Annotated in this window: 25 protein-coding genes and 1 pseudogene; 14 read left to right on the top strand and 12 right to left on the bottom strand. The window is 59.1% G+C overall.

From position 1 onward, the window contains the following. Nucleotides 1-5: 5 nt before the first annotated feature. Nucleotides 6-368: a translation initiation factor eIF-1A gene (gene eif1A / locus A4E33_RS02065; RefSeq protein ID WP_292345933.1), complete on the bottom strand. Its 363-nt coding sequence runs from the start codon at nt 366-368 to the stop codon at nt 6-8. Nucleotides 369-578: 210 nt separating this feature from the next. On the opposite strand from eif1A, the gene A4E33_RS02060 reads away from it, so the two are divergent. The 3 genes from A4E33_RS02060 to A4E33_RS02050 all read left to right on the top strand — a co-directional run bounded on the left by A4E33_RS02060 (nt 579) and on the right by A4E33_RS02050 (nt 2,111). Continuing rightward, nucleotides 579-764, top strand: a complete 186-nt coding sequence (locus A4E33_RS02060; RefSeq protein ID WP_292345932.1) for a CxxC-x17-CxxC domain-containing protein — start codon at nt 579-581, stop codon at nt 762-764. Nucleotides 765-881: 117 nt separating this feature from the next. Further along, nucleotides 882-1,685 (top strand): NYN domain-containing protein, encoded by an 804-nt coding sequence (locus A4E33_RS02055; protein ID WP_292345930.1) that lies wholly within the window; start codon nt 882-884, stop codon nt 1,683-1,685. Between the two features lie 147 nt (nt 1,686-1,832). Next, nucleotides 1,833-2,111: a hypothetical protein gene (locus A4E33_RS02050; protein ID WP_292345928.1), complete on the top strand. Its 279-nt coding sequence runs from the start codon at nt 1,833-1,835 to the stop codon at nt 2,109-2,111. Nucleotides 2,112-2,293: 182 nt separating this feature from the next. On the opposite strand, the gene A4E33_RS02045 is transcribed toward A4E33_RS02050, so the two are convergent. The 3 genes from A4E33_RS02045 to A4E33_RS02035 form a co-directional block, all read right to left on the bottom strand. Continuing rightward, nucleotides 2,294-2,491 (bottom strand): hypothetical protein, encoded by a 198-nt coding sequence (locus A4E33_RS02045; RefSeq protein ID WP_292345927.1) that lies wholly within the window; start codon nt 2,489-2,491, stop codon nt 2,294-2,296. 318 nt (nt 2,492-2,809) lie between these two features. Further along, nucleotides 2,810-3,208: a hypothetical protein gene (locus A4E33_RS02040; protein ID WP_292345925.1), complete on the bottom strand. Its 399-nt coding sequence runs from the start codon at nt 3,206-3,208 to the stop codon at nt 2,810-2,812. Continuing rightward, nucleotides 3,195-3,686 (bottom strand): putative immunity protein, encoded by a 492-nt coding sequence (locus A4E33_RS02035; protein ID WP_292345923.1) that lies wholly within the window; start codon nt 3,684-3,686, stop codon nt 3,195-3,197. The genes A4E33_RS02040 and A4E33_RS02035 overlap by 14 nt, the downstream gene beginning before the upstream one ends. Before the next feature lie 156 nt (nt 3,687-3,842). Between A4E33_RS02035 and A4E33_RS02030 the strand changes: the two genes are divergently transcribed. From A4E33_RS02030 to A4E33_RS02010, 5 genes are all read left to right on the top strand, one after another. Continuing rightward, entirely contained in the window at nt 3,843-5,078 is a 1,236-nt protein-coding gene (locus A4E33_RS02030; protein ID WP_292345922.1) for a COG1361 S-layer family protein, read from the top strand. Continuing rightward, entirely contained in the window at nt 5,071-6,273 is a 1,203-nt protein-coding gene (locus A4E33_RS02025) for an ABC transporter permease (RefSeq protein WP_292345920.1), read from the top strand. Before A4E33_RS02030 ends, A4E33_RS02025 begins: the two co-directional genes overlap by 8 nt. A 1-nt stretch (nt 6,274) precedes the next feature. Next, on the top strand, nt 6,275-6,973 hold the full coding sequence (locus tag A4E33_RS02020) for an ABC transporter ATP-binding protein (RefSeq protein WP_292345918.1): 699 nt from the start codon (nt 6,275-6,277) through the stop codon (nt 6,971-6,973). A gap of 183 nt (nt 6,974-7,156) precedes the next feature. After that, a complete protein-coding gene (locus tag A4E33_RS02015) occupies nt 7,157-8,848 on the top strand; it encodes a PAS domain S-box protein (protein WP_292345917.1) in 1,692 nt (563 codons plus the stop codon). A 212-nt stretch (nt 8,849-9,060) separates the two neighbouring features. Continuing rightward, nucleotides 9,061-9,273 (top strand): DUF2892 domain-containing protein, encoded by a 213-nt coding sequence (locus tag A4E33_RS02010; protein ID WP_292345915.1) that lies wholly within the window; start codon nt 9,061-9,063, stop codon nt 9,271-9,273. A 64-nt stretch (nt 9,274-9,337) separates the two neighbouring features. On the opposite strand, the gene A4E33_RS02005 is transcribed toward A4E33_RS02010, so the two are convergent. From A4E33_RS02005 to A4E33_RS01975, 7 genes are all read right to left on the bottom strand, one after another. Next, a complete protein-coding gene (locus A4E33_RS02005) occupies nt 9,338-9,634 on the bottom strand; it encodes a hypothetical protein (RefSeq protein WP_292345913.1) in 297 nt (98 codons plus the stop codon). A gap of 275 nt (nt 9,635-9,909) precedes the next feature. Further along, nucleotides 9,910-10,101 carry a hypothetical protein gene (locus A4E33_RS02000; protein WP_292345911.1) on the bottom strand — a complete coding sequence of 64 codons (192 nt, stop codon included), beginning with the start codon at nt 10,099-10,101 and terminating at the stop codon, nt 9,910-9,912. Between the two features lie 373 nt (nt 10,102-10,474). After that, nucleotides 10,475-12,514, bottom strand: a complete 2,040-nt coding sequence (locus A4E33_RS01995; protein ID WP_292345909.1) for a PEGA domain-containing protein — start codon at nt 12,512-12,514, stop codon at nt 10,475-10,477. Nucleotides 12,515-12,927: 413 nt separating this feature from the next. Then, entirely contained in the window at nt 12,928-14,889 is a 1,962-nt protein-coding gene (locus tag A4E33_RS01990; RefSeq protein WP_292345908.1) for a response regulator, read from the bottom strand. 113 nt (nt 14,890-15,002) lie between these two features. Then, a complete protein-coding gene (locus tag A4E33_RS01985) occupies nt 15,003-17,438 on the bottom strand; it encodes an SMC family ATPase (RefSeq protein ID WP_292345906.1) in 2,436 nt (811 codons plus the stop codon). 310 nt (nt 17,439-17,748) lie between these two features. Beyond that, entirely contained in the window at nt 17,749-18,894 is a 1,146-nt protein-coding gene (locus tag A4E33_RS01980; RefSeq protein ID WP_292345905.1) for a DNA repair exonuclease, read from the bottom strand. A gap of 415 nt (nt 18,895-19,309) precedes the next feature. Next, a complete protein-coding gene (locus A4E33_RS01975; protein ID WP_292345904.1) occupies nt 19,310-20,089 on the bottom strand; it encodes a hypothetical protein in 780 nt (259 codons plus the stop codon). A gap of 313 nt (nt 20,090-20,402) precedes the next feature. Between A4E33_RS01975 and A4E33_RS01970 the strand changes: the two genes are divergently transcribed. From A4E33_RS01970 to A4E33_RS14675, 3 genes and pseudogenes are all read left to right on the top strand, one after another. Further along, complete coding sequence (locus A4E33_RS01970) at nt 20,403-21,467, top strand: hypothetical protein (RefSeq protein ID WP_292345903.1); 1,065 nt, start codon at nt 20,403-20,405, stop codon at nt 21,465-21,467. A gap of 131 nt (nt 21,468-21,598) precedes the next feature. Further along, entirely contained in the window at nt 21,599-21,934 is a 336-nt protein-coding gene (locus tag A4E33_RS01965) for a hypothetical protein (RefSeq protein WP_292345902.1), read from the top strand. Continuing rightward, nucleotides 21,931-22,128 (top strand): annotated as a pseudogene (locus A4E33_RS14675) (type II toxin-antitoxin system RelE/ParE family toxin); the annotation flags it as partial. The gene A4E33_RS01965 and the pseudogene A4E33_RS14675, both read left to right, overlap by 4 nt. Here the strand turns inward: A4E33_RS14675 and A4E33_RS01960 are convergent. Then, the gene (locus tag A4E33_RS01960) at nt 22,079-23,083 is read right to left on the bottom strand and encodes a M3 family metallopeptidase (RefSeq protein WP_363053623.1); all 1,005 of its coding nucleotides are present in this window, start codon (nt 23,081-23,083) and stop codon (nt 22,079-22,081) included. The pseudogene A4E33_RS14675 and the gene A4E33_RS01960 sit on opposite strands and share 50 nt — an antisense overlap. Nucleotides 23,084-23,899: 816 nt before the next feature. On the opposite strand from A4E33_RS01960, the gene A4E33_RS01955 reads away from it, so the two are divergent. The 3 genes from A4E33_RS01955 (at nt 23,900) to A4E33_RS01945 (ending at nt 25,413) form a co-directional block, all read left to right on the top strand. Then, nucleotides 23,900-24,460 (top strand): nucleotidyltransferase domain-containing protein, encoded by a 561-nt coding sequence (locus A4E33_RS01955; protein WP_292345900.1) that lies wholly within the window; start codon nt 23,900-23,902, stop codon nt 24,458-24,460. Next, a complete protein-coding gene (locus tag A4E33_RS01950) occupies nt 24,438-24,881 on the top strand; it encodes a HEPN domain-containing protein (RefSeq protein WP_292345898.1) in 444 nt (147 codons plus the stop codon). The genes A4E33_RS01955 and A4E33_RS01950 overlap by 23 nt, the downstream gene beginning before the upstream one ends. Nucleotides 24,882-25,071: 190 nt before the next feature. Then, nucleotides 25,072-25,413, top strand: coding sequence for a DUF1648 domain-containing protein (locus tag A4E33_RS01945; protein ID WP_292345896.1), 342 nt, complete (start codon nt 25,072-25,074; stop codon nt 25,411-25,413). Nucleotides 25,414-25,436: the final 23 nt, after the last annotated feature.

Genomic DNA, 25,436 nt, shown 5'->3' with positions numbered 1-25,436 from the left:
AAAAATCAGAGATAGTTGTTCTTCCGCAGCCAGTCCGCCTGCGGCGGAAGATAGCGGTACAGGATATCACACTTCTCGTCCTGGAAACTCCACGGGACAACGATCAGGATGTCGCCCTCGCGGATCCACGCGCGCTTCTTGATCTTGCCCTTGATCCTGCCCAGGCGCTCGACGCCGTCATGGCATTTCACGCGGATATGGTTCGCCCCCAGGTTCGTGGCGGCGCAGGCAAACTGTTCGTTCAGTTTCTTTTTTGGCAGCCGTACGCGGACGACTGGCGTGCCGTCGGGATTGAATTCGGGTGTAACTCCGGTATCGGGTTTTTTTCCATGGTTATTAATGCAAACATCTCCGGTGAGGTAAACCAAGGGTGCGCGGGATGATGAAGGTATGGGTTTGGCCACCTGCCGTGCCGGACCACAACGTCCCGGTCACCTCCTGACTGCTGCCGTCCGGGCCCGCATCCGTGCACCATCCCCGGCCCGGGATGAAGGCTGCACGATACGCCATTTATTAAACCCTGCCGTCCTATACTGTGTCACAGTTTTAATCCAATTGAGACTGTTCGAGTAATAGCTATGTTTGGATCAAGCAATTTTGGCGGCAGCAGAGGGCCCCGGAGAGACTTCGGCGGACCCCGCGAGATGACGAAGACAACCTGTTCGGACTGTGGAAAGGAATGTGAAGTTCCGTTCAAGCCGACCGAAGGCAGGCCGGTATATTGCCGCGACTGCCTCCCGAAACACCGGAAACCCCGGTTCTAACTTTTTTATTCTCCTTTCCGTCAGGTGCGGGTGCTTCACGATCTCATCCTGCGGGCCGCCCGCGTACCGTTGGTGTCACTGCCACAGATTATTATCCTGCGGCACCCATGATGAACCATGGAATATCTCGCGCAGCCGGCCGGCCGCCAGAAAAGGCTGGCTGTTTTGATCGATGCGGATAATGCCCAGGCAGGTATCATCAAGAACCTGCTGGATGAGGTCGCGAAGTACGGTATAGCCTCGGTCAAGAGAATATACGGCAACTGGACAACCCCGCAGCTCCAGCCATGGAAGGATGTGCTCCTGTCCCACTCAATCGTCCCGATCCAGCAGTTCGGGTATTCCACGGGCAAGAATGCAACGGACAGCGCACTTATCATCGATGCGATGGACCTGCTGCACGCGGGAAATCTCGACGGGTTCTGCATCGTCTCCAGTGACAGCGATTTCACCCGCCTTGCATCCCGGATCCGTGAGTCGGGGCTGGTCGTGTTCGGTTTCGGCGAGCGGAAGACACCCAAGCCTTTTGTCGATGCCTGCGACAAGTTCATCTTCACGGAGATCCTGCGCTCTCCGGAAGCGGCTGCCGGGCATGCCGGCGTGCCACGCAGGGAGATCCCCGGCATCGGCACCGCACAGAGCGATCCCCGGTTCCTGCGGCTGCTCCGGAGCAGCGTCGAGGACTCCTCCGATGACCAGGGGTGGGCGGAGCTCGGGCTTGTCGGCAGCAACCTCCAGAAGAAGTGTCCTGAATTCGATGCGAGGAACTACGGGTTCCGGAAATTTTTCGACCTGATCGATTCGCTCCGCATCTTCGAGATCGATGAGCGGCAGGCAAAGGACCAGAGCGGGAAGATCATCTATATCCGGGAAAAGCAGCAGAAGAGATCCCGGCAGATACGACGGAATACCCGGAGATAAGGAGATCGGCCGTTCCGCAGTCCCGTTCTTCGGACCGGTGCATGATTACATCATGTCGGAACGCCAATACTCTCATGGTGATTCGCACGCCAGGATCAATACCTGCTGCGATCTGAGTTTTTAATAACCTGTCACCAGGACAACCACATGGTAACCATGGAAAAAATCAGTTTCGAAACCCCCCGTCCCTTTGAGCCCACGGAGATCCAGCTGGATATCCTCCGCACCGTTTCCGGCCGGCAGGGCTGCCACATCGGTCATGTCGTGCAGGCGCTGCAGCCTTCCCGCAGCGAGAGCAGCGTCCGGGCCGGGGTCCATACCCTCCTGTCGAAGCATTGCCTTGATGGAGGGAGATCCACAAGCGGGATCATCCTGCGCCTCACCTCCCGCGGCCGGCTCTTCATCCAGGCGGACGGGGCAGACTGATCCGTCCCGTGCACAGGGCAGGGCGCCTGCCGGACAATACCGGTACATCCCGGCGATCCGGCAGGAGCCGGAACGGCTTACCGTGCCGTTTGCACGGAGCTGCCTCGCCATTGCTGATACCGGGTACTCAAAAAAAAAAGAGAGTCTGCCGGCCTGTACCCAGTACCGGTACCGGCAGCTGCTCAGGAATCCTTCCCCGGGGTCAGGACATTTATCCGTGTCCGGCAGTGCCGGCACACGGCGGCCCGGGCCTCCCTGAAATGGTCCCGGGCAGATTTATTGACGATGACGCTCTCGGCGGTGCATGAAGGACAGGTGTACCGGATCACGTAGCCGGTACGGGTGCCCCTGACATTCGGATGACGGGTTTTTGGTATCATTGTTCCTTTTCACGAGGTGTTCGAAGATCCCCGTATGTCCCCTTCCGGGAACGCGGGCGCTTTCAAAAAGAGTCATGCAAAGGGCATGGGAACGAAGGTTCCGGAAAAATACCCGATGGCAAAACCGTTGATGAGTATATGATATTCGCTGCCGAAGGTGATAGAGTGTTGCACCGGACCACCGTGGCTGCACCCCGGTATGCCAGCATGCAGGTGCGATGCGCAGGTTCATCATCTGCAGCACTATTGATACGCACAGCACGAGCGTAACGAAACGACTGTTTTCCGGATAAGACCGGGGAATAAAGCACATGCGGCTCAAGGGGATCCGCGTTGTCCGGCAGGTATCCGGCCCGGGAGGATCTCTGTGCCTGATCCGAGACGTACCTGAAGTTGTTCCACATGATATCCCGGTTGAACCGGCTGCCTGGCTGCCATGATATCGATGATTCGCGCCCGTGGGATCTCACCGGGATCGGGCCGGTTCATGAAACCCGCTGGTTTCGGATCTGTGCCGCTGCTTTCGGTCTTCTCATTCTCACGATCATTCTGATGGTGTTGTGTCTCCGGGCACGGTTCGCCGCCCAGTCCCGGTTCCGCCAGCCGTGCGGTATCCTCCCGCGGGGCTTTGTGGCGCTGCAGATGCGGCTCCGGGCCGGGATGGTCACGCATGATCCCGTATCCCGCGGCATCCCCGCACGGTTCAGGATTTTTCATGCTCCCGCAGCGACCGCAGGTGCCGCACCTGCCAGTCCCGCTCTGCTGCAACTGCCGTGCCAGTATCTTCCGCAGCCGCTGTACGGAAGACTGCCTGCCGGGCATACAGCGCAGCGCCAGGGGCGTGTGTCCGGACATGCGCTGTTGCAGCAGCCTGCCCCGCGGCACGCGCAGCGGAACAGGCAGGGCTGTCCTTCCCTGCATCCCGCGCTGCCGCATGGGCGTCGAGCGATGCCGTGCGTATGACTGCCATGCTGAATTCCCCGCTGTCCGTCCATTCCCGGCACACGGTGAGGGCCGTGCGGGGGCGGGGATCGCCAGGGAACTTCTCCTCAAAGAGATGCAGGACCCGGCCGGCGCAGTCGATGGCCCAGAGCGCGAGCGTCCGGTGATCAGTTGCCTGTACGAGGGCATCCAGCTCCCCGTCCTTCTGCGCAAGGGAGAAGGATGGTTGCTTTCTTCGCGGGGAGGGAGTCATGATGCAGCCTGTACTTACTCTGGAATGGGACGCTTGGGGTTTACAGCTTTCGCTCCGGGACGGGAGATGAGAAGAAACCTGTCTCCACCGGTACGTTCACAATCCTTATACCCCATCCCGCCCGATGTTTGGCGTACAAAACGGAGCTTGCGATCCATGCATTCCCTGCGTCCCTGCCTTCTCTTCCTCCTGCTGGCCCTGATGATCTCCGCTGTGCCGGTGAGCGCGGAACCCCCCACCGTCATGGTCGCTGACTACACCATATCCCCGGCAGTGCTGCAGCCGGGCGATGTCGGTACGATCACCGCCATCATCAGAAACACTGCCACAACGGCAACCGTCAGCGAGAAGACCGGCCTTCCGGGCAGCGGAGCGTTCGAGAGCTCGAAGAGCACCGATATCGGCGTCAATATCGAGAGCGTTCAGCTCGACTCTAAGGATGTCGAGGTCATCTCGGGCAATTATAAGCGGGTCGGTTCCATCGGCCCGGGCCAGTCCATCCCCATCACGTTCCTGATCCGGGCGCCTGCAAAGGACGGCATCTACTTCCCGGAGATCTGGATTGACGTAACCGGCGGCCAGAGTGTCCGGCAGCCGGTGCCGGTTAATGTCAACACCCAGATTGCGCTTTTGAAAAAACCGGCGCTCACCGCCATCAAGACCGTGCCCGAAGCTATCGGCCCTGGTGACGAGGTGAACGCGCGGGTTGTCCTGAGAAACGACGGCCAGTCCCGGGCAGACCAGGTGACGGTTATCGTCAACTGCAGCAGCCCTTCCATTACGCAGAAGACACCGAGCACGTTCCATGCCGGGAGCCTGCTGAGAGGAGAGAATACCTCCATCGATATGGTCTTCCTGACCGACAAGAACGCCCCGATCGGGATCAACCGCGTCTGCCTTACCATCAGCTACGTAAACCCTGACGGAACGATAACGTCACAGGACGAGGTGATCGGGATCCATGTCCGCGGCAGGGCAAAGATCGGCATCGCGTCCCTCTCGACCGATCCGGTCCGGATCCGGAAGGGCGACCCGGTCTCGCTCGTGATCCGGCTGGAGAACACCGGCACGGACAATGCCAATTCGGTGAAAGCTACCATCGACCTGCCGTTTGCCGGCAACAAAGCTGCGTACGTCGGGAAGATCGAGCCGGATAATGACGCACCGGCAGTCTTTTCCCTGCAGGCGGGCAGTCCGGGCACGTACACGTATACCCTGACCGTGCAGTACGAGGACGATTACGGCGTCCAGACGCGGGAGGAACGCCTGCAGATGACCGTTCTTGACGGCGACGCAACAGGCGTCGTAATCGCCGGCCTGCTCGTCTTCCTGCTCTGCGCGGGAGCGGCATACTGGTTCCTCACAAGGAAAAAGGGACCCGGCAATGCTTGAGGAAGAGCAGGTCGCCCTGTTCCTCGCGTCCCGGCTCATTGCCCGGGGCAACAAGGGCACGCTGGCGCTGACCATCATGATCATCGCGATGGTCTTCGTGAACCTGATCTTCCTGCCCTCCATTATCGCAGGCGTGGTGGTGCTCTTCAACCAGCAGACCATTGACTACAGCTACGCGAACCTGGTCATTGAGCCAAAAGAGGGGGCGCTTCTCATCGCGAAGCCCGGCACGCTCGTTGAGAAGATCAACCGGATACCGGGCGTTGCCGCATCCACCCCGCGGTACGCGGCCGGGGCAACGATCGTGTACAAGGGGAAGTCGACAACCCCGCTCGTGATTGCCGTTGACCCGGACCGCGAGCCGGAAGTCATGAAGGTCCATACCGGCATCATCAGCGGCGACTACCTGAGCGGCAGCGACACCGGCCAGATCCTTATCGGCACGACCCTTGCCGGGGACCGGGAGCAGAAGGTGGAGCGGACGCCGACGCTTGGCGGCGTTGACGTGGGAAAGACCGTCGAAGTGACGTTTCGCAACGGCGTAACAAAGGAATTCCGCGTAAAAGGAATCCTGAAGACCGGGACGTCCCTGATCGACAACAACGCGTATATCAGCCGCCGGGATCTTGCGGGGGTACTTGGGGTGGAGGACCCGGCCAACCAGATCCTGGTCCGGACACAGGAAACCGGAAACGAAAACGCGATGCGCCTCCTCCTGATGCAGTACGGCGTGCAGGAACAGATCTGGACGTGGCAGGACAAATCCGCGGACTTTTTGAAATCGATTGTCGGTTCCTTTGACATCATTAACCTGATCAGCACGGTCGTGAGCCTTGTGATAGCGGTGGTGGTGATCTTCATCGTCATCTTCATCTCCATCGTGTACCGCCGGAAACAGATCGGGATCCTGCAGGCCATCGGGATCGACCGCCGCATCATCATCAAGTCCTACATCTTCCAGGCGATCTTCATCTGCGCCTGCGGCACGGTAGCCGGCTGCACCCTTCTCCTTGCTGTCCTGCAGTACCTTGCGGTGAACCCGCTCGTCTTCCCCGGTGGCCCGGTCGCGCCGCTGCTGGAGGCCGGGCTCGTGATCCGGTCCATTGCGAGCCTGTTCATTGTTGCGCTGATCGCAGGATTCGTGCCGTCATGGCTGACCACCCGCGAGGAGATCCTTGCGGCAATCCGGGGGTAACATGATCCGGGCAGAAGGTCTTTCAAGAATATACGGCCGGGGGAGCGTGGAGGTCCGGGCGCTGGATGGCGTTGACGTTGAGATCCGCAAGGGCGAGTTCGTAGGCGTGATGGGTGCGAGCGGAAGCGGGAAGTCCACGCTCCTGCACCTGCTCGGGCTTCTCGACCGGCCTACTGCCGGGACGCTCGTCATTGCCGGCACGGACGTGACGGCCCTCTCCGAGAGGGAGCGGACGCTCTTCCGGCTCAACCGGCTCGGGTACGTTTTCCAGGACTACGCGCTCGTGCCGGAGCTGACGGCCGAGGAGAACATCTACCTGCCCTCGAAAGTACGGGGCATGACAGCAAAGGAATGCACCCTTGCCTGCCGGGACATACTTGCACTCGTGGGGCTCAAAGAGCGGTACAATTTCCTGCCCGGCGAGATGTCGGGAGGCGAGCAGCAGCGCGTTGCCATTGCCCGGGCGCTCGTCAACAACCCGGCCCTGCTCCTCGCGGATGAACCCTGTGCCAACCTCGATTCCCGGAACTCGGTCCTGATCCTCGACCTGATCCGGAAGCTCAACCGCGAGCTTGCGCAGACGGTCGTGATGGTCTCCCACGAGGACTGGCACCGGAAGTACTTCGATCGCGTCATCTACCTGCAGGACGGGAAGATCGTCGCTGATCCCGGCGGGAACGGCCCCGGCTCAACCGGATAACCGGGAATACCCGGCTCCTTCGGCACGGCACGTTCGCAATCCTTATTGCGCATTCCGTCCGAATTCATCGCAGCAACCAGTGATTCCTGTCGCCGGCATCAGAACGCGCTGCAGGATTCATTCCGGCCCCCTGCCTCTGGCGGACAGCAGCCGGGCACTCTGGCAAACAGGTGAGCACCCCCCATGGAAATCGATAACCGCACCGTTCTCCTTCTCCTCTTCCTTGTCAGCGCGCTCCTGGCCTGCCTGCTCCTGGTGTACTGGAAGACACAGAAAACCTATGACGGGTTCAGCATCTGGGCCGGTGCAACGGCGGTCGTCTCCTGTGCTTACCTGTTCATCACGCTTCGCGGGATCATTGCCCCCGCAGTATCCATTGTCCTTGCCAACACGCTGGTCGTCCTGAGCGTGCTGCTGCGAATGGACAGCATACACCGGTTCATCAGAGGACAGAAGATCCTGCCGATGGCATATGCAGCACTCGTGCCGGTCTTTTTCCTCATCCTCTATTACACGTACGTCAGCGATTCCGTTGCCCTCCGCGGCCTGGTGATATCTGCCGTTATCGTCCCGGGCCTCCTTGCCATTGCCGTTATCCTCCTGCAGTCCGGCACTGCCGGGAACCGCACCCTCACCCACATCTTTGCCGGCGCGCTCTCCTTCTATGCCCTGATCTACGCGCTGCGGACCATCAACTGGCTCATCTCCACCCCGGAGACAGTCTTTTCCACCGACCAGCTCAACAGTATCTTCTTCATCATCACGCTGCTCGTGGACCTCCTTGCCGCGGGGCTCTTCCTCATGCTGAACATGGCCCGTGCCCGCAGCGATCTTGCCGCAAGCGAGGAGCGGTACCGGACGCTCGCGGACAGCCTTCCCGATTATGTGGTGGTGCACGATGGCAGCGCGATCCGGTACGCGAACCCGGCAACCCGGGATCTCCTCGGGATCCCGGAGGACCGGATCGCGGGGCTGCCCATCGATTCGTTCATTGCCCCGGAGAGCCGGGCCGTGAGTGCCGGCATTCTCGGGCGAATCCGGACCGACCCGGCAGCGGGCGCATCACATGAGATCACCATCATCGCCCCGGGCGGGGGCCGGCATATCTGCATTGTCCGGAGCGTCCCGGTCCGGTTCGGGGGATCGCCGGCCATCCTGAGCGTGCTCACCGACATCACGGAGCGCAAGCAGATGGAGGATGCCCTCCGTACCGTGAACCGGAAACTGAACCTCCTCTCCGGCATGACCCGCCACGATATCCGCAACCAGCTGATGGCGCTGGGAGGCTTCCTCGAGATCTCGAAAGATACCCTCAGCGATCCGGCAAAGACCCTCGGGTTCATCGACCGCGAGGTGAGGATAACGAATACGATCGCCGCGCAGATCGAGTTCACGAAGGATTACGAAGATCTCGGGGTAACATCACCGTCATGGCAGTCCGTGGAGTCTGTGGTGAAGGATGCTGCTGCATCACTGACGGTGCAGGGCGTCCGGCTCGAGATCCAATGCCCCGGCCTCGAGATCTATGCCGACCGGCTGCTCCCGAAAGTCTTCTACAACCTCATCGACAATACCCTCCGGTATGCCGGGCCGGATCTCTCGCTCATCCGGGTGAGCGTGCAGGAGCGGCCCGGCAAATCCCCCGCGATCCTCTACGAGGATGACGGCGCCGGCATTTCCGCGGAGGACAAGAAGCGCCTCTTCACCCGGGGGTTTGGGAGGAACACAGGCCTCGGGCTCTTCCTCTCGCGCGAGATCCTTGCCATCACCGGTATTACCATCACCGAGAACGGCGTGCCAGGTACCGGGGCCCGGTTCGAGATCGTTTTGCCGGAAAGAGGGTTCCGGTACGGCAGCGACCGGCCGCCGTCCTGATCCGCCAGCGCGCCGGGCGGGAATACCTGCCGATCCGGGGGGCAGGGAAGCTGGCAGAAAAGGATCGGGTACCTTTTGTTTTTCGGGCCGGTTTCTCATAGGAAAAGATCCTGGCGGGGGCTGACAGCCACGGGAATATCGGGAACGGGTGAATTACCGGCCTGCTGACACCATCACCACCTTTTTCCCTGCAGCATCCGATAGTCATTCAGGTGACCGCAGTGAAATTTGGTGAAAAAAATGTCGGTACCATTGACCGGGCTGTCAGGATCCTCGCCGGCTGTATTCTTCTTGCAGGATTCGTGCTGAATATGGTGACAGCACCACTTTCGTATCTGGTGGTTTTCTTCGGCATCATGTGGCTGGTGACCGGTGCGATCGGCACCTGCCCGGCCTATACGGTTCTTGGGATCAGCACGCTTTAAAAAGCAGTAATCGCGACCGGCGGTTCGCATGGAAGCGCTTTGGAAATTCCGGAGCCGTCCGCCGCTACCGCCCTTCCCCGCTGCCCTTCTCCCGCCCGTCAGGCTGTCCGCACTGTTCCCTGAGTGCCTTCTCAGCTGCAGTCAGCTTCGCATTGGCGGCCCGGAGCTCTTCTTCTGCTTCCATCAACCGGGTGATATCGCGGGTTACGATGCCAAGGCCGCTTCCCACCCGGAAGCACGTGACATCCAGCCAGCGGTTGCCGAGATGCTGTGATCGCTTGCCGCTGCCGGAGAACGGGATACCGGTCCTGAGAACCCCGCGGTACCGTCCGATTATCCCCCTCTCGCCGTCGTCTGACATGAACTCCGCGATGTTGCGTCCCACAAAGTCCGCCTTCAGCATACCCGGGGGAAGGAAAGCGAGGCCGGCCCGGTTGATCTCAACAAGATTAAGGTCAATGTCCCAGAGGTGTACGCATCCGTTGCCGGGTCCATAAATGCGCGGAGCTGCTCCCGGCTCTCCCGGAGCAGCCGCTTAAAGTGATCTATGAGCATCATGAGGCACACCCCGGATGGCTGTGCCGGTTTACCGTCAGGAGGTCAGAACCTGCCGGGCGGGAAAAACCAGCCGGGGCATTATTTGCGGCCTGCCGGTTTCTTATCGTGATGGATCAGCCGGCACTTGTTGACGCAGACCCAGTTCTCGGGAAGGAACTTCCCGTCCGGTCCCGCTTTCATCGTGGTGTGGTACTTCTCGCCGCAGACAAGGCATTCCATCAGCCCTTCCTTCTCATCGACAACCCGGGTAGTGTGCTCTTTTTTTGTCATTCCCGGAAGGATCGGTTACGGGGGGAGATATACCTGCGGATCGATCACTGCCGGCCGTCGGTGGTTCGGACACATCCTGCCCGAAAACCGCTCCCCGTCTGCCGGGGGTGCCGGTTCCGGGAACCGGCCCGATCCTTCTGCTGTGGGGGCCGTCTGCCAGAAAGACGCTCAGGTCTGCCAATACGGGTGAGCGGGTTCCGGCGAGGGATGCTTCTCTGCCAATCCATTGTCCCGGCCAGGAATCCGTTCCAGCCGGGGACCTGACGGGATTCGCGTGATTAACGGCCCGCAGCGATCTGCTGTGGCCCGATGAAAGGGCGTAACCTGCCCATTCCGCCGGGCCAAAAAAAAGTCGTGGTGTCCGGCCCGGCGCTCAATCTCTTCCCGCCTTCAGGGTGAAGACGGCAATCGCCATCAATATAATCAGGAACGCGGGAATAGCTCCCCCGGGATATTCCGGAACGGGGCTGGTCCCTCCAACAATAACATGATATGGCTCGGCCGGAATCTCGCTGATGGGGACATTGTCCGCAAGAACAATTTTGCCATCGGCTTTGAAGACTGTCAGTGTAAACGTTTCTGCCGGCAGTGCACCGGGCCGGGGTGTCACGGAAATCAGGTATTCGCCCGTCTCCGCACCCCGGGGAATCATGACCATTGTATCGGGCCGGCCATCGGCACCGGGACCATATTCAAAATAGATGGCGCCGGGAATCTCGTTGTTCAGGCCGCTGACCGTATGACCTTTCGGATCGGTGATCGCGAGGTCAACCGGACATCCGGTCATAACGGTCATCAGAGGTTCAACGTACTTCAATGGCACATTCACATCGGTTGTCCCAAATACGGGAATGTCAGCTTCTGCAGAGCCAAAATATCCCCAGACCATGGCACTGCCGCCGTGGATGTCCCGGACAATGAAATGGTGATGCCCCGGGGCAATGCTGTCCAGCATGGCAGGTGTCAATTTTCCCGTATCGTGCCCGTCAATGGTTATCAGACCCGGATACGGATTTCCCCCCTCGTCTGTTGAAGTCACGTACGCCCTGCCGCCGGCCTGGAACCGGAAATCAATGCTTGTGATTTTACCGGATTCAATCACGGCACTCTGTGGCGCGGGCGTTATATATCCCGCGAGGCTCCCGACCGCGACCGTGTACGTACCGGGGGCACCATCGATATCTGCAGGGGTCTTTTTACCGGTATCTGCATCGTTGATGAAGATCTCCGCACCCTCCGGTGTGGACGTGACGCGGAGCGTTCCCGTCGGGGCTGGTGGCTCTGCAGTGAGCAGGAAATCCACAACTGCATCCTTGCCTCTCTCGACAAGAACGAACTGTAACGGGGGTACTTCATACCCGGCAAGACGCACATACACACGGTAGGTGCCGGGGGCTTTCGGGATCGATTTCGGGGTTACCTCCCCGGTATCTGTCTCATCGATAAATATCGCTGCCCCGGGAGGAGACGATGTCACCGAGATACTCCCGGATGCAACCGGTCCTTCTGAAAATGCCTGGACCCGGCCATTCGATGTATCAGCAATATAGACAGTACCCGCGGAATTCACGGCAAGACCCTGGGGATAATTGAACTGGCCCTCACCCGAACCCGAAGATCCGAATTCGGTGATATCGTTGCCATAGGTATCGAACTTCCGGATGCGGTCGCTGCCGGTATCTGAGACATAGACGTTCCCGAGGGAATCAGCGGCGACACCCCGGGGACCAAACCGGGCAAAGGATACCGGACCCCAGCTGAGCTCGTTTCCCGCAGTATCGAACTTCTGGATCCGGTTGGCGCCGGCATCCGCAACATAGACGTGTCCGTCTCCATCAACCCCCAGTTGTGTGATTCCAGAACCCAGCGGTCCCCACTCCCCGATATAGTTCCCGCCGGGTCCAAACTTTACGATCCGCCCGTAGACGCCACCATCGGCAACATACACATTCCCCTGTCCATCAATGGCGATACCGCGGGGATTGGTAAAATGTTCCCCGGTGCCGGCGCCCCATGAACTCCATTTCCGGAGATAATTCCCCTGCGAATCGAACATCTGGATCCGGTAATTCCCGGTGTCAGCAACATAGACATAGCCTGAAGAGTTCACGGCTATCTGGCTTGGATAGGAAAAATCTCCGTCATCAGAACCGCCATGATAGTTACTTCCCCATTGCAGGAGATAATCGCCGTCGGGAGCAAATTTCTGGACCCGGTTTCCCCCTTCCTGCTCCAGCACATAGATACAGCCGGTGGGACTGATCGCAACCGATACCGGCGAGGCAAACTCTTCGAACTCGTTGCCATGCGAATTCAGTTTCATCACGAACGTATAATCCGCAGCCACGCCCGGGACAAGGAACAGAACAAGGACGAGGACTGCAATACCTGTCAGAACCTTTATCGGACTCATACACCACGACCATCATTCATCTCTCCGAACACCGGCAGATTGCTGTGATCAGGATAATCGTACAGTGTGCCAGACCGGTATCAGAAAGATAATGAGTAAAAGTGAATCGCCTTCACGTTTTTAAAATCGTGCAAGGCACCGGTGTCTGGCACCGGACGCATGCCTTCGCTGAGGTGATCTGATGCTTTGCCGTTGGTTATGTCATACCATGGGGTTAACCTGATCATATTGACCCGGCGCTCCGTATCCAGGGAATGGGTATCCCCCGATATCTCTGCAGTCACTGAAAGATACAGCACTCCCAAGAGCAGTCCCCTGCGTGAAGATGCTGATGAGCAGAACGGGTTCTTTGGCCGTCATCCTTCACGCACGATTGCAGGCCCGGAGATCCTGCACCCGGCCTGACAATCTCATTACCTGCAGGGAGGTGCCGGGATCGTGATGATCATACTGGTCATCCTCTCACCGTTCCGGTCGTGAAAGATCGTGGACGACACTTCCGCATCGAACCGGGTCCCGTCCTTCCTGACAAAGGTCATGACCCTGCCAATCGCCGTGCCGGTCCGTTCCCGCTCGTCCAGTGCCGCTGCAACGCGGGGATCCTGCATATCGACAATGCCGGCCCTCCCGGCGGTCCTTATCTCCTCCTCGGTCCGGCCCAAAATCCGGCACGCTGCAGCATTCGCGGACAGAATCCTCCCGTCCGGGCGGGTGAGGAGGACCCCGAACGGGTTGTGTTCAACCAGCGAGCGGTACTTTTCCTCGCTCTCGGCAAGCACCCCTTCAGCCCTCCGGCGCTCGGTCACATCCTGGATGACCCCGACTACTTTCCGGACAGTGCCGTCCGGATCCCGCTGCGCTTCGGCAACGGACGTGATAATGCGCTGCGGGGAACCGTCTGCAGGATTGATCGCAAACTCGAGATCGTAGGGGAGATCCCGTTCGAGCAGGTCGGTGAGCGCCCGGTGGACGCGCTCCCGCTCGGGGATGCACGCCTCGATCTCCCCGATGGGAAGATCGTTGCCGGGGGGAGGTACCATCCCGTAAATCCTGAATCCCTCGTCCGACCCCCAGATCTTCCCCGTTACGGGATCGTACTCCCAGCTGCCCGTGTGTGCAACAGCCTGCGCCCGTTTCAGCCGGTCCGCATTGATCCAGGCCTCTTCCATGCTCAGCCTGATGGCTTCTTCCGCCACCTTGCGGTCGGTAATGTCCCGGATGACACCGACGATAAACGCGTTACCGGCTGTATCGGTGTACAGGGTCTTTTTGGTAACAATGATATGGGTCTTTCCACGGGCATCTGTCAGCGGCTCCTCGCTGATGTTCTCTTTCCCGCTGGTAAATACGATCTCGTCCTTCTCCTGAAACCTGTCTGCCTCTTCTTTTGGGAAAAAATCGCGATCAGACCTTCCGATCAGGACCTCGCGCGAGCGGCCGATGAGCTGGCAGCAGGCATCGTTCAGAAGTACCCACCGGTGCTCCCGGTCCTTGACAAAGATGGGATCGGCAATGCTGTTGATGATCTTGTCGAGGAACACCTTGGATTCCGTGACCGCGATCTCCTTCTCCTTGAGGCTTGTGACGTCCTCGAGCGTTTCGACAGCCCCGATGATATTCCCGTTCCCGTCCCTCAGCGGGGCTGCGGTAAAACAAAGCCACGTCCCCGGCCTGCCTTCATGGGGGAAGAAATCGATGGCGTCAAATGCATCATCAACATAGCGGGACCTGCCGGATTTCCCTGCATACCAGTGATGCACGTTCTCCGGAAGATTGTTGACGATGATGTCGGCGAGGACCGGCCGTTTCTCCGGGTAGAACGCTTTCCAGGCATCGGTTGTCCCGAGAATGTCCTGTGCCCGGATCCCGCTGATCTCCTCCAGCGCCCGGTTCCAGCTGATGACGCGATGGTCCCGGTCGATCACGAACTGGGGGATGGGTGAGCCGTGAATAATCTCCTGGAGCCGGCGCTCGCTGTCGGCCAGCGCCTGCTCGGTCCGTTTCCGCCGGACCGCGAGCCGGACCTGGTGGGAGAGCTCCGCGAACTGGGCAACCGGATCGCCACCTTTCTGGAGGTAATAATCGGCCCCGTTGTTGAGCGCCTCTATCGCCACTTCCTCCCGCCCGCGCCCGGTGAAGAGGATGAACGGGATGAGGCATCCCGTCTGCCGCAGGGTTTTTAAGAATGCGATGCCGTCCATGACCGGCATCTGGTAATCGGAGACAATGCAGTCGATCTCGCGGTTCTTCAGGACGGCGAACGCCTCCTTTGCAGAGAGCGCGGTCGTGACGCTGAAATCGCCGGTCGTCTCAAGAAAGATCCTGCCGACGTCCAGAAGGCCCTCTTCGTCATCCACGTACAGGAGAGAGATCATGCCGCTGCCTCAATGAGTAGACGTGTTGAGGTACATGGTATTAAAATAATACGGCGTACGGGCGAACCGGTTTTCACCGCGGTAAGACGATGCACGGATTCGCCGGGACCCCCTCACTCCGCTTCCCGGACCCGGCTCCCCTCGCCTGCGCCGCTCTCCACGACCAGCGTGCTCGCGAACTCGCCCTGGATATCGGCAATGTGGGAGATGAGGAGGATCTGCGGGAACCGGGACTCCTGCGTGCGGAGCGCTGTGAGCAGGTTCGCCCTCCGCTCCTCGTCCTGGCTGCCGAAGATCTCGTCGAAGATGAGCACCGTGGACTCGTGGACATCGTGGAGCTCGGCAAGGTAGCGCGAGAGGGCGATCCGGAGGGCGACTGCAATGTCGTCCTGCTCGCCGCCGCTGAACCGGTCCACCGGGTAGTCGTTGTCGATGTCGCGGACGAGCAGGTTGAAGTTATCGTCCAGCAGCACCTGCTCGTACCGCCCGCCGGTTATTTCACCAAGGATCCGGCTGGTCTCTCCCTCGAGCCGGCTGCGCACCACCTGCATAAGGTACACCACATACTCGGCGATCAGTTTCCGGGTCCGTGCCAGCAGGTCGAGTTCGTCTTCCAGAGCCGAAATCCGTTCCTTCAGCCCGGCAGCCTGCTGCTCCGCTTTCCGGTACTCCGCGATCTTCTCTTCCGCGAAACGGAGCTCCTTTGCAGATTCTGCAATCCGTACGCCAATGTCGCGAAGGGCCGCATCGGCCTCCGCGACAGCACGCTCTGCCCTTGCTGCTGCTTCAGGATCAAAGGCTGCGGCTTTAATCTCTTCTGAGATTGTCTCCAGGTCTTCCGTCCGGCGGTCAATCTTCTCCCGGATCGCGTCCAGGTGCTGCTGCGCCATGATGCCCTGCCCGATCTTCCTGCCGAGTTCGATGAACCGGAGCTGGACCTTCTGCAGGTCCGCGTTCTCCTTCTCGCAGGCAGCGAATTCATCCGGATTGAACATCAGGACGGTGAGCGCGTTCCGGATCCGGTGTTCGTCCTCTTCCTTGCGTATCCTCTGTCCGGCAAGGTTTGCAAGATCCTGGTCGTACACGGGCTTCTGTTTCAGGTCCGCGTCAAGGCTGCGCAGGGTATCGAGGGAGGGTTTCAGTGCATCGATGCCGGCCTTCTCCTGTGCGAGTTTCTCCTGCCGTGCAAGGTCGGCGGCCGCTTTTTCCTCGAGATCGTGGATCTTCGCGCTGAACTCCGCGTCGATGCTGCCGAAGTGCTCCCCGAGTTTCTGCCGGCAGAGCGGGCAGATGCCGTCGGCTCCGGCTCTCCGGATGGTTTCCCGGTCGGCTGCAATCTTCTCCCGCTCTTCCGTGGAGTGGGCGAGCCGGGCAGCGAGCGTGCCGGCCTGTTTGCTGATCTCCGCCAGCCGGAAACTGACAGCAGTCTCGAGCCGGTTGTCCGCGATTTCACCGGCGCCTAGGCCGGCGCGGATGGCGGTCACCAGCTCAGCCCGTTTCTTCGTGCCGGCATCGAGCAAGGCGAGCTTCTGTTTCTGTGCCTCTTCCCGCACCTTCAGGTCGGCGATCTGTTTCATCGCAAACCCGAGCTCCGCGTTCAGCTGCTGGAACTTCTCCTTCTTCTGCCGCAGCGCCTCCAGCCGCTGCCGGAGATCATCGTGCCCGGCCACCACAGGCTTCAGCCGCTCGTACTCGGCCTGCTCCTGTGCGATGAGTGCGAGCTGCGCCTCGAGTCTCCCTGCCTGTTCCCGGTCCGCGTCCCGTTCCTTTGCAACCGCCGCCTGTTTCTGGAGCAGGGCAGTGTACAGAAGCTTCTGCTCCGCAAGCTCCTTCTGCCGTGCCGCGAGCCCGTCCCGCTCCTTCTGCTTCGCCGCCCGGGCCTGCTCCTGCTCCGCTATGGCTGCCCTATGGAAAGTGACTGACGCTTCAAGCGCGGGCAGATCTGCCTCCCCCAGCCGTGCCGTAAGGGCGTCGAGCTGGCCGGTCACCCGCTGGAGCTCGCCGGCTTTCTGATCGATCTCCTCTTTCAGGATCGTATCGCTGCCGTTTTTCAGGTAATCGATCCCGAGCGCCTTCTGGAACCACTCCCGGCGCTTCCCCGGCGTGTTCTCGAGCAGCGTTAAGAGGTCCTTCTGGGCCGCGTAGATGGTGTTCCGGAAGTCCACCGGCCCCATCCCGAGCGTCCGCTTCACCGCATCCTCCACCGGGCTCACCCCCGTTGCCACCAGTTTGCCGCCGTTGTGGAACGTGGCATCGTGCGACACGGTCTTGCCTTTTTTGAACGTGCGAACCACCGTGTACGAGTCCCCGCCGATCCGGAAGTCCAGCCGCACCTCGCACCGGTCCCTCGGGCCGGCAAACGACGAGACGATGTAGTCCGCCGCGATTCCCGTTGCCTGCACGCCGTACAGCGCGAAGAGGATGGCCGAGACCAGGCTTGACTTCCCCGAGCCGTTGTTGCCGAGAATTCCGGTGATGCCGTCTTTGAAATCGATCTCGGCGTTTTTGAAGCGCTTGAAGTTGTGGAGCACGAGGCGGTCGAGGATCATATCAGCGATCCTCCGGAAAATTTTGCATGAGACGTCGGGGCAGTACCGTAAATACCTGTGGAAATACGATGGCTCCCCGCCTCAGGGCCGCTCCGCGGCACGGCGGGGCAGATTACCGGGTTCACGAGCTCGGAAATCGAAAAGGGGCGCCAACCCGGAAATTCTCCGCAGGTTTCCCGGACCCGGTAATCTGCCCAGCGAGGGCCCGACGAGGCGCCCGAGCGACCCCCGAAGGGGGTGGGAATGCTCATAATTTCCAGAGACTGCCCCTGAAAAACTTCTGACCGGAACGGACAACCGGACAAAAGATTCATTCAACCTCCCCCCGGTGCTCCTCCATGACCTGCACCAGGATCTCCCTGCCGCGGGCAGCGATGAACGCCTTCTGCTTCGCGGTGAGCTGGCCCTGCCGATCGATGAATGACGAGAACTCCTGCAGGTAATCGATCATCCGGATGTCCTGCTGGAGCGGCTGCACCGTGTCCTCCTCCGCAGCCCTCACCCGGATCTTGAGGTCGAGCAGCCCCTCGCGGATCCCCGCAAGCTGCTTCATGTCGATCCCCTTGCCGTCCTCGCGGCAGAGCTGGTCCAGCGTGATCTGTGCCATTGCCCCGAGGGGCAGGTGCTTTGCGGAAACCCTGCTGATGATCTCCTCCGTGATGTCGCCCGGGTGCATCCCGGCGCACTTGATCGTCCCGCAATCCGCCATCGGGGTGTGCGGCAGGACCATCGGTGTCACCGTGCGCTTCGCGGTGTCCACGATAAGGCCGCCTTTCTCGTCTTTTATCTCGCCGTATGTCAGGAACTCCTGCGAGCCCGAGTACCACGCGTTATCGGTGATCTGGCACTGCCGGTGGTAGTGGCCGAGCGCGATGTAATCGAAGTTCTCTCCCAGGATCGTGCCGTCCAGCTCGTGCTCCGCAACGGTAGCAAGGCGCTTGTCCTTAATCTGGGTTGCGAGGCCGTGAGTCACGAGCACGTTGTGGCGGGATTTACTCAGTTCGATTTTGTCGAACTCCGTCCGGTAATCTTCCGGCCGGAGCATGTTGGGGAGGAGATGGAAGACCGTGTCGCCGATCTCGGCTTTTTCGTACCGGAACTTATACGCGGCCGTGATTTTTCCCGGGTGGTACGTGAGCACCTCGTACGGGCTTGTTGTGTACCGGGTCTTGGTCATGCTGTGGTTGCCGGCGATGATGATGAGCGGGATGTCTGCGGCCCGCAACCGCTCCAGTGCTTCGAGAACGGTGGTGTAGGCTTTGGTCTTGGGCTTGACGGTATCGAAAAGATCGCCGGCGTGGACGAGCGCGTCGGGTTTTTGATTAATGATGTCGTTTATTCCGCGGAGGAAGTTATCGTAGATCTGTTTTTCGCGGAGGTTCATGCCGGTCTCGGGATCGAGGCGGCTGAAGGCGGCGAGGCCGAGGTGGGTGTCGGCGATATGAATGAGTTTCATCTGATAATTGTTAATGGAATTTCAAGGAATATAAGCGGAGGGGGGTCGGGGTGAAAGTATCAGTATGGTTTGATGATTTGAATATCTCATCCTTGCATAGAAAATGGGAATCGGTGATTGCTCCATAAAAACAGATCCGGTAATGCATCCCGGATTCTGCCACGACTCCTGTGAGGAATTGTGGGGAGGGATTATAACCCGACATGTTCTGGGATTTGTGAGGGGTTATAACCTGACACCATAACGGGAACGGATAAGTGATGTCGTCAGTGAACCGCCTGGGTTTCCGGAATGAATACAAAAAGTATTCATTTGAGTGAAAAATGTATTCATTGCACGACCCGGCAATCCCGGCACCCGGAATTGCCGGATTTTCCGGTCGGGCGGGACTGGTAAAATTGAAGATAGGATCCTTTCAGCCCGGCGCTCTCCCGCGGGAGAACGAGACATGGGACGTGAACTTTTCCCACGATTTCCCGGGTTTGTGCGGGGGCAGGTCAAAGCCGGATCCGGTGGAGAAATCGAACGGTACCGGTGCATCCGATACAATGCAGTCATATTCCGGCCCATATGAATCGTAATGGACAAATTCCGGGCTGTTGTACATCGCAGGACAGTCCGGGCTGTCCTGTTTTTCGGAGATCGTCCTGTACGGCCCGGTATCCAGCGGGACAGCCGAGAAGAACACGGTCCATTTCCCGTTCTTGTAGTTTATTAATCCGCTCGCGCCCACATCCCCCTCCCAGGTGAAGTGGCAGGGCTGGCAGTCGGTTCCCGTGCACAGGGCCCCGTCCCACACCTCGGATTTGATGCGCAGGGGTGCGCCGCCGCCGTTCTTTCCCGTGTCGCTGGTATAGATCGCTATCCGGGCTTCGTTATCCCAGGGATAGTCGAAGGTAAACGGTACGGTACCTTTCATTGAGAACGTCCCGTGATGGTCCGCGACGGAAGATTCCTTCCATTCACCGTTGCAACTGATGGTGAAGTACCCGTACTGCGGGGAGCCGCTGCTGCCTCCGCTCCCTCCACCGGTGCCGCCACCGCTGCTTCCGCTTCCGCCTCCGCTGCCTCCGCCACCTTTGCTGCCACCGGCCGCCGGGGATTTCGTTGCGGAAAAGCCCGAGCAGCCTGCGACGACGCAGACGATCACGATAAGAACGACACCAACGATCACACGCTTCCCTGAGACAGACATCCGACACCCTCCGTACACGCCACGCAGCGTCAGAGGGATCTGCTCCTGCGGATTATTTAAAACGATGGCGTACGTTTTGGGAGCCGGCATTGGTGGAGGCTCCGTGATTACGCGGGGTATAGCGAACCTGCACCCGGGGAAAAACCGGATTTCAGGGGATTTGCTGTATTCAGTCCTGGTGTGGGATCGTCCGTGCCCCGCCATGGGTACGATGCCACGGTTTTTTATCCGATTCTCAACAAACGCCAGTGTGGAGACACCTGCTTCCGCCTTATCCCGGACCTACCGGCGTTCAGCGCGGGGAGACGAGACAATGAAACCATACCTGACAGGAATCCTGGCACTGCTGCTCCTGCTGGCAGTAACCGCAGCATGCGTACAGACCTCCAACACCTCGGCGCCGGGGACGGGCACGGCCGAGATCCGGTACACGTTCTACGGGGGCTTTGTCATGCCCACGCACGCGATCCAGCAGCTGGTGGTGACACCGGACACCGCGACGTTCACGGTGATGTCCCATGACGGGAATGTCACGGAGAAGTTCTCAAAGCCTCTCTCAAAGGAGCAGTATGCGGCGATCGCGAAGGTGTTTGCGGACAATAACTTCCCGTCCTTCAAAGAACGGTACGAGGAGGGGCAGAGCCATGTGACGGACGTTGGCTGGGCCGACATCACGGTCATCGGGAACGGCCGGAACAAGACCGTCACCGTGTACAATTTCGACGAGTACCTGCCCGACGGTCTGGTAAAAATCCGGCAGAAACTGCAGGAGACCATCGAATACACCCGGGCACCGGACGAGACTGAGGTCCGGACCATTGCCGAGGCCTGGATCAAGGGAGCGCCGACCTATGCGTATGACGGCTCCGGCCTCACGCTCGTCAACGCGACCCGGTCCGCCGACTACCCGATCCGGTCCGGGCTCACGTACCGCTTCACCAGCTCCCATACCGGATACGGCAACCGTTCCGGCATGGTGACGGCGCAGGTCATCACGGAGCACACTATCCGCGTCACCGTTGCCGGGCGGACCGTGGAGTCGGCCGTCATCGATGACACATGGGACGAGACCGGCCAGTACCTGATCGGCTCTCCGATCCCTCTCACCTACCTTCCCATGCAATGCGAGCAGACCCCCTGGGATGCCTGGGAAGCGAACTCGGGCCGCGTGTACATCCGGGCGCCGACCGAGGAGGAGATCATCCGGCACTACTACAGCGCCGTGTACGGGATCGAGGTTTCGAACATTACCCGGTCTGATACCGGGATGGTGACGTGCCAGGCCTGCGGCGTCTGCCCGGGGTTCTACCGCTTCGGGGTCACGGTGAACGCGAGCGTGATGCAGGTGCTGGTGGATGAGGGGTGGCGGAAAGGATAGGTTTTTGGGATCTGTTTGGATTCCGGACAAATCGTCCGGCCCTTTGCGTGAGCGGGATTAACCAACGGATTCCCCATCGAACGCTCTGGCAAAAGACTATTGAATAAAAAAATACACATTACTGTATTACTATGACTTCCAGAGCAGCAGGGCATTCCGGGTCCCGGAGCAGGAAAGGCATCACGTACGATCCGCAATGGATCGCCGCAGCCGGAAAAAAACCTGCCGGAGTCCGTGAGTCTGCCGGAGGTCTTGCAAGGAATGAGAAAATTGAATCCCTTCTCACCGATATTGTCTGCCGTCTTGACCGGATTGAAGAGAAGATCGATGAGAATGTTTATCCCCCGGAATCGGCAATCAAACCCGAAATCATCAGGCAGCTGAAAAAAGCCCATGCCGATATCAAAAAAGGCAAAGGAAAAACGTATAATTCCATCGACGATTTTTTTAAGGAAATTGAGGCATGAGCTACCGGGCTGTCATTCATCCCGATCTGGCTTCCACCTGCCGGAAGATTCGGACGAAAGATCCTGCACGATACCAGCAACTCAAAAAAAAGATACGATTCCTTGTTGAAAACCCGGAATCGGGTAAACCTCTCCATCCCCCGCTCAAAGGACAGTGGCGTGTCCATATCGGACATTTTGTCCTGTTTTACGTGATTGATACAAAAGAAAATGCAATTGTTTTCCTGAAATTACTTCATCACGATGAGGCCTATAGTCAGGGATCATCCTGATGGTATTATTCCGGCAAGTTGAAACCATGCATGGTTGTGTCCGGATGCCGGAGAGAAAAACCGGAGTAAAAAATCCCCGGGCCGGTTTTTCACCGGCTCCTGTTTCCTGCCGCCACTGTGATATTGAGCCACTCGTAGAACGTGGCGGTCGTGGGCTCTTTTTTGAGGAATCCTTGCAGCAGCACGCCCCCGTCCTGCATGTTCCCCGGTTTGAGGATCCAGTGCCGGAACTCAGAGATCCGGTGGCCGGGCTGGCGAGGCCGTCTTCCCTGAACTTCGCGAAGATGTTGAAGGCGTATACCTGCGACCAGAGGTAACTGTAGTAGCCTGCATCGTACCCGCTCATGAAGTGCTCGATGGTGGCGGGCTCGTGGGCCCCGGGGGTTGGCGGGATCCCCATCATCTCCCGGTACAGGAAGTTCGAGACGCTGGTCACATCCACCGGGCCGGGCACCGTGTGGAACGCCATGTCCTCGCTCGCAAACATCAGCTGCCGCGTGTAGAAGAAACCCGCGTCCATGTCCCGGGCCGCGATCATCCGGTCCCGAAAATCGGCGGGGAGTTTCTGTGAGGGATCCATGTACAGACCGGAGATCCCGTCCAGCACCTGCGGCTGCCAGGCCCACTCCTCCAGGGCCTGGGAGGGCGCCTCGATAAAGTCCCACTCGACATTGCTCCCCGAGAGGGTCGCGTAGGGGGCCCGTGTCAGGGTTGCCTGGAACGTGTGGCCGAGCTCGTGGAAGAGGGTGACGACATCCTCGTGGCTGAGGAGCGATGGCTTGTCACCGTCCGGTCCCCGGAAGTTCGCGAGGATGGCAACCACCGGGACGCTGTACGTGCTGCCGGGTCCGGCCCGGCCGCTGGTGACGGGGGACATCTGGCTGCCGTTCACCTTGCCTTACCGGACAATGTTTGAAAAAATTTTCGGCCGCGATTGTTTTCGTGATGAATTTTTTTCATTTCAAAATGAACGTGATAAAAAAAATTTCTTGCGATTTTTTCAAAAAAAATTCCGGTCGCAAACCGGTTGAAAATATATGGCCGGAGTTTTTCCTCCAAATCTCACCATTTCCCCGTCGCCCACCGTCGTAAAACCCCGCTCCAGTCCCCCACTAAGATAGTGCATTCCCGGACTCCACTCATACCCGTGACAGGTCACCGACCCGGCCAAATCACCTGACCCGTCACAGGTCCGGACAGCCGTCCTAGGGCACCCGAAACCTGGCCCCCCAAAACAGGCCTTCTTTCCATTTCCCAGTGCTGCAGCCCGTCCGGCCCCGCGATCGGCCACTGGTTAATGCCGGTTAATGGATTTTAAACTCAAAGGAAATCGCCCCGATTACCGAAAAACGGGCAATGCAACGCCCCCCGGAAATTTGTGTACGAAAGTGGCCTGAAATTGCACGAAATTCCGGATCGCGGATCGCCGGATTGGCAATCCGGGGCCGCGGAGAGGCCGGATGTGTAAGCGAGGGAGACTCCCGCGGGACAGTGCCAGGATGGTAGCTATTACCATTGCATAACGATTTCCGACAGGTCATCAGGATCCTGATGGTCATCAGACCTGAAAGAGGAGAAGAAACAGTCAGGTTTCTCCAACGTGAAATCCCGGAGATATGGCGTAAGCCCGTTCGCAAAGTTCACGATCCATAAACATTTTGTTCATGAAACGTGAACATATTGTTCAGGGACCATGAACAACCAGCCGCACGATCTCCCGGCCCTGTTCCGGACACCGGAACGGGTTACCCTCCTCTCCATTGCACTCACCCGGCATGCCTGCACCGTACAGCAGGTTGCCGGAAAGACCGGCATCTCAAAAGGGCTTGCCTCCCAGTACCTTGCACTTCTTGAACGCGAAGGCCTGCTTGCCCGCAGGGACGACCGGACGTACCGGGTCATTCCCTCCGCACGGACCGCAGCGATCAAACGCATCCTGAATATTGACCGGGTCATGGCTTTTTTTAAAAAACCAGCCTGGGCGCTTGGGATTGGGATGTACGGGAGCTGGGCAGAGGGGACAAACACGGAAGAGAGCGATCTCGACCTCTGGGTCTTTGTACAAGAGCCCCCGGCCGGTACTGCCGTTGCCGAAACTGAACGTACGGTTTCGCGGGCCTTGTCTGTTGAAGTCCATCTTCTCGTTATCACCAGGGAAAAGATTGACGGCATGAAAAAGAACGACGAACCGTTCTACCGGCTCTTTTCCCGGCAGTCAATAACCCTGGACGGTGAGTCTCCTGAAGCGGCTTGACGAATGTTACGAGCGGGGACTCTTGCGGATTGTCCCGGCATCAGAAGAGAAAGCCCTTCTCTCAATAGTTCAGGCGCGGGAATGGATCGTTGAAGCGCAATTAGACCTGGATGCTGATGCCCTGCGTTCCGGCCTGATTGCAGTGTACATGGGATATTTCCATGCAGCCCGGGCTCTCTTGTATCGTGACGGGATTCGGGAAAAGAGCCACTACTGCATCGGTATCTATCTTGAGTCGTACCAGAAAAAAGGACTCCTTGAGGATACATGGGTCTTACAATTCGATTATATGCGGGGGCTCAGGCAGAATGATCAGTACAGCTTTGATGCACGACCGACAACAGCAGAAGTCCGGCAGGCTCTTCTGGATGCTGAACGCTTCATCAACCGGATGGAACAGTTGATCAAAACACCACGATGAAGGATTCCCCGGATATGATTGGAAACCGGGTTGCCCGGCCCGGTCTCTCCTTCGAGTGACATGGGGTACTCCTCGACCACCATCCCCGGATGCACAACCCCCTGCTGAACAGAACTTTCCCAAACCCAGAACATTCTCCCGTAAATCCCGGTCCCTGCACTTCATTACCCACCAAAACCCACCACCCGGCATGAACCTCATCCGGCCAGCAATCATCGGCGGCCTCATCCTTACCTTCCTCATCTCGCTCGCCGCGTACCCGGTGTTCCCGGATCAAATCATCTCGCACTGGAATGCCGCGGGCGAGCCGGACGGCACCATGGAAAAACCGGCAGGCATCGGCCTTGTCCCGCTCATCACGGCCGCTCTCGCGGCGTTGCTGTTGTGTCTTCCCCGCATCGATCCGCCACGGAAAAATTATGCCGCCTTCCGGGACTGGTACGACGGGTTCATCCTCGCGTTCGTGCTCTTCATGCTCGCGGTCCTGATGTTCGTTAAATCACCTGACACGATCCTGGCTGAGTCATCATGAACCGGGTGTTGGTTTCGGGGTTA

This window comes from Methanoregula sp. PtaB.Bin085, assembly GCF_002067035.1.
Classification (GTDB): domain Archaea; phylum Halobacteriota; class Methanomicrobia; order Methanomicrobiales; family Methanospirillaceae; genus Methanoregula.
The sequence above is the reverse complement of the archived record's forward strand: the minus strand, read 5'-3'. Positions and strand labels throughout refer to the sequence as shown.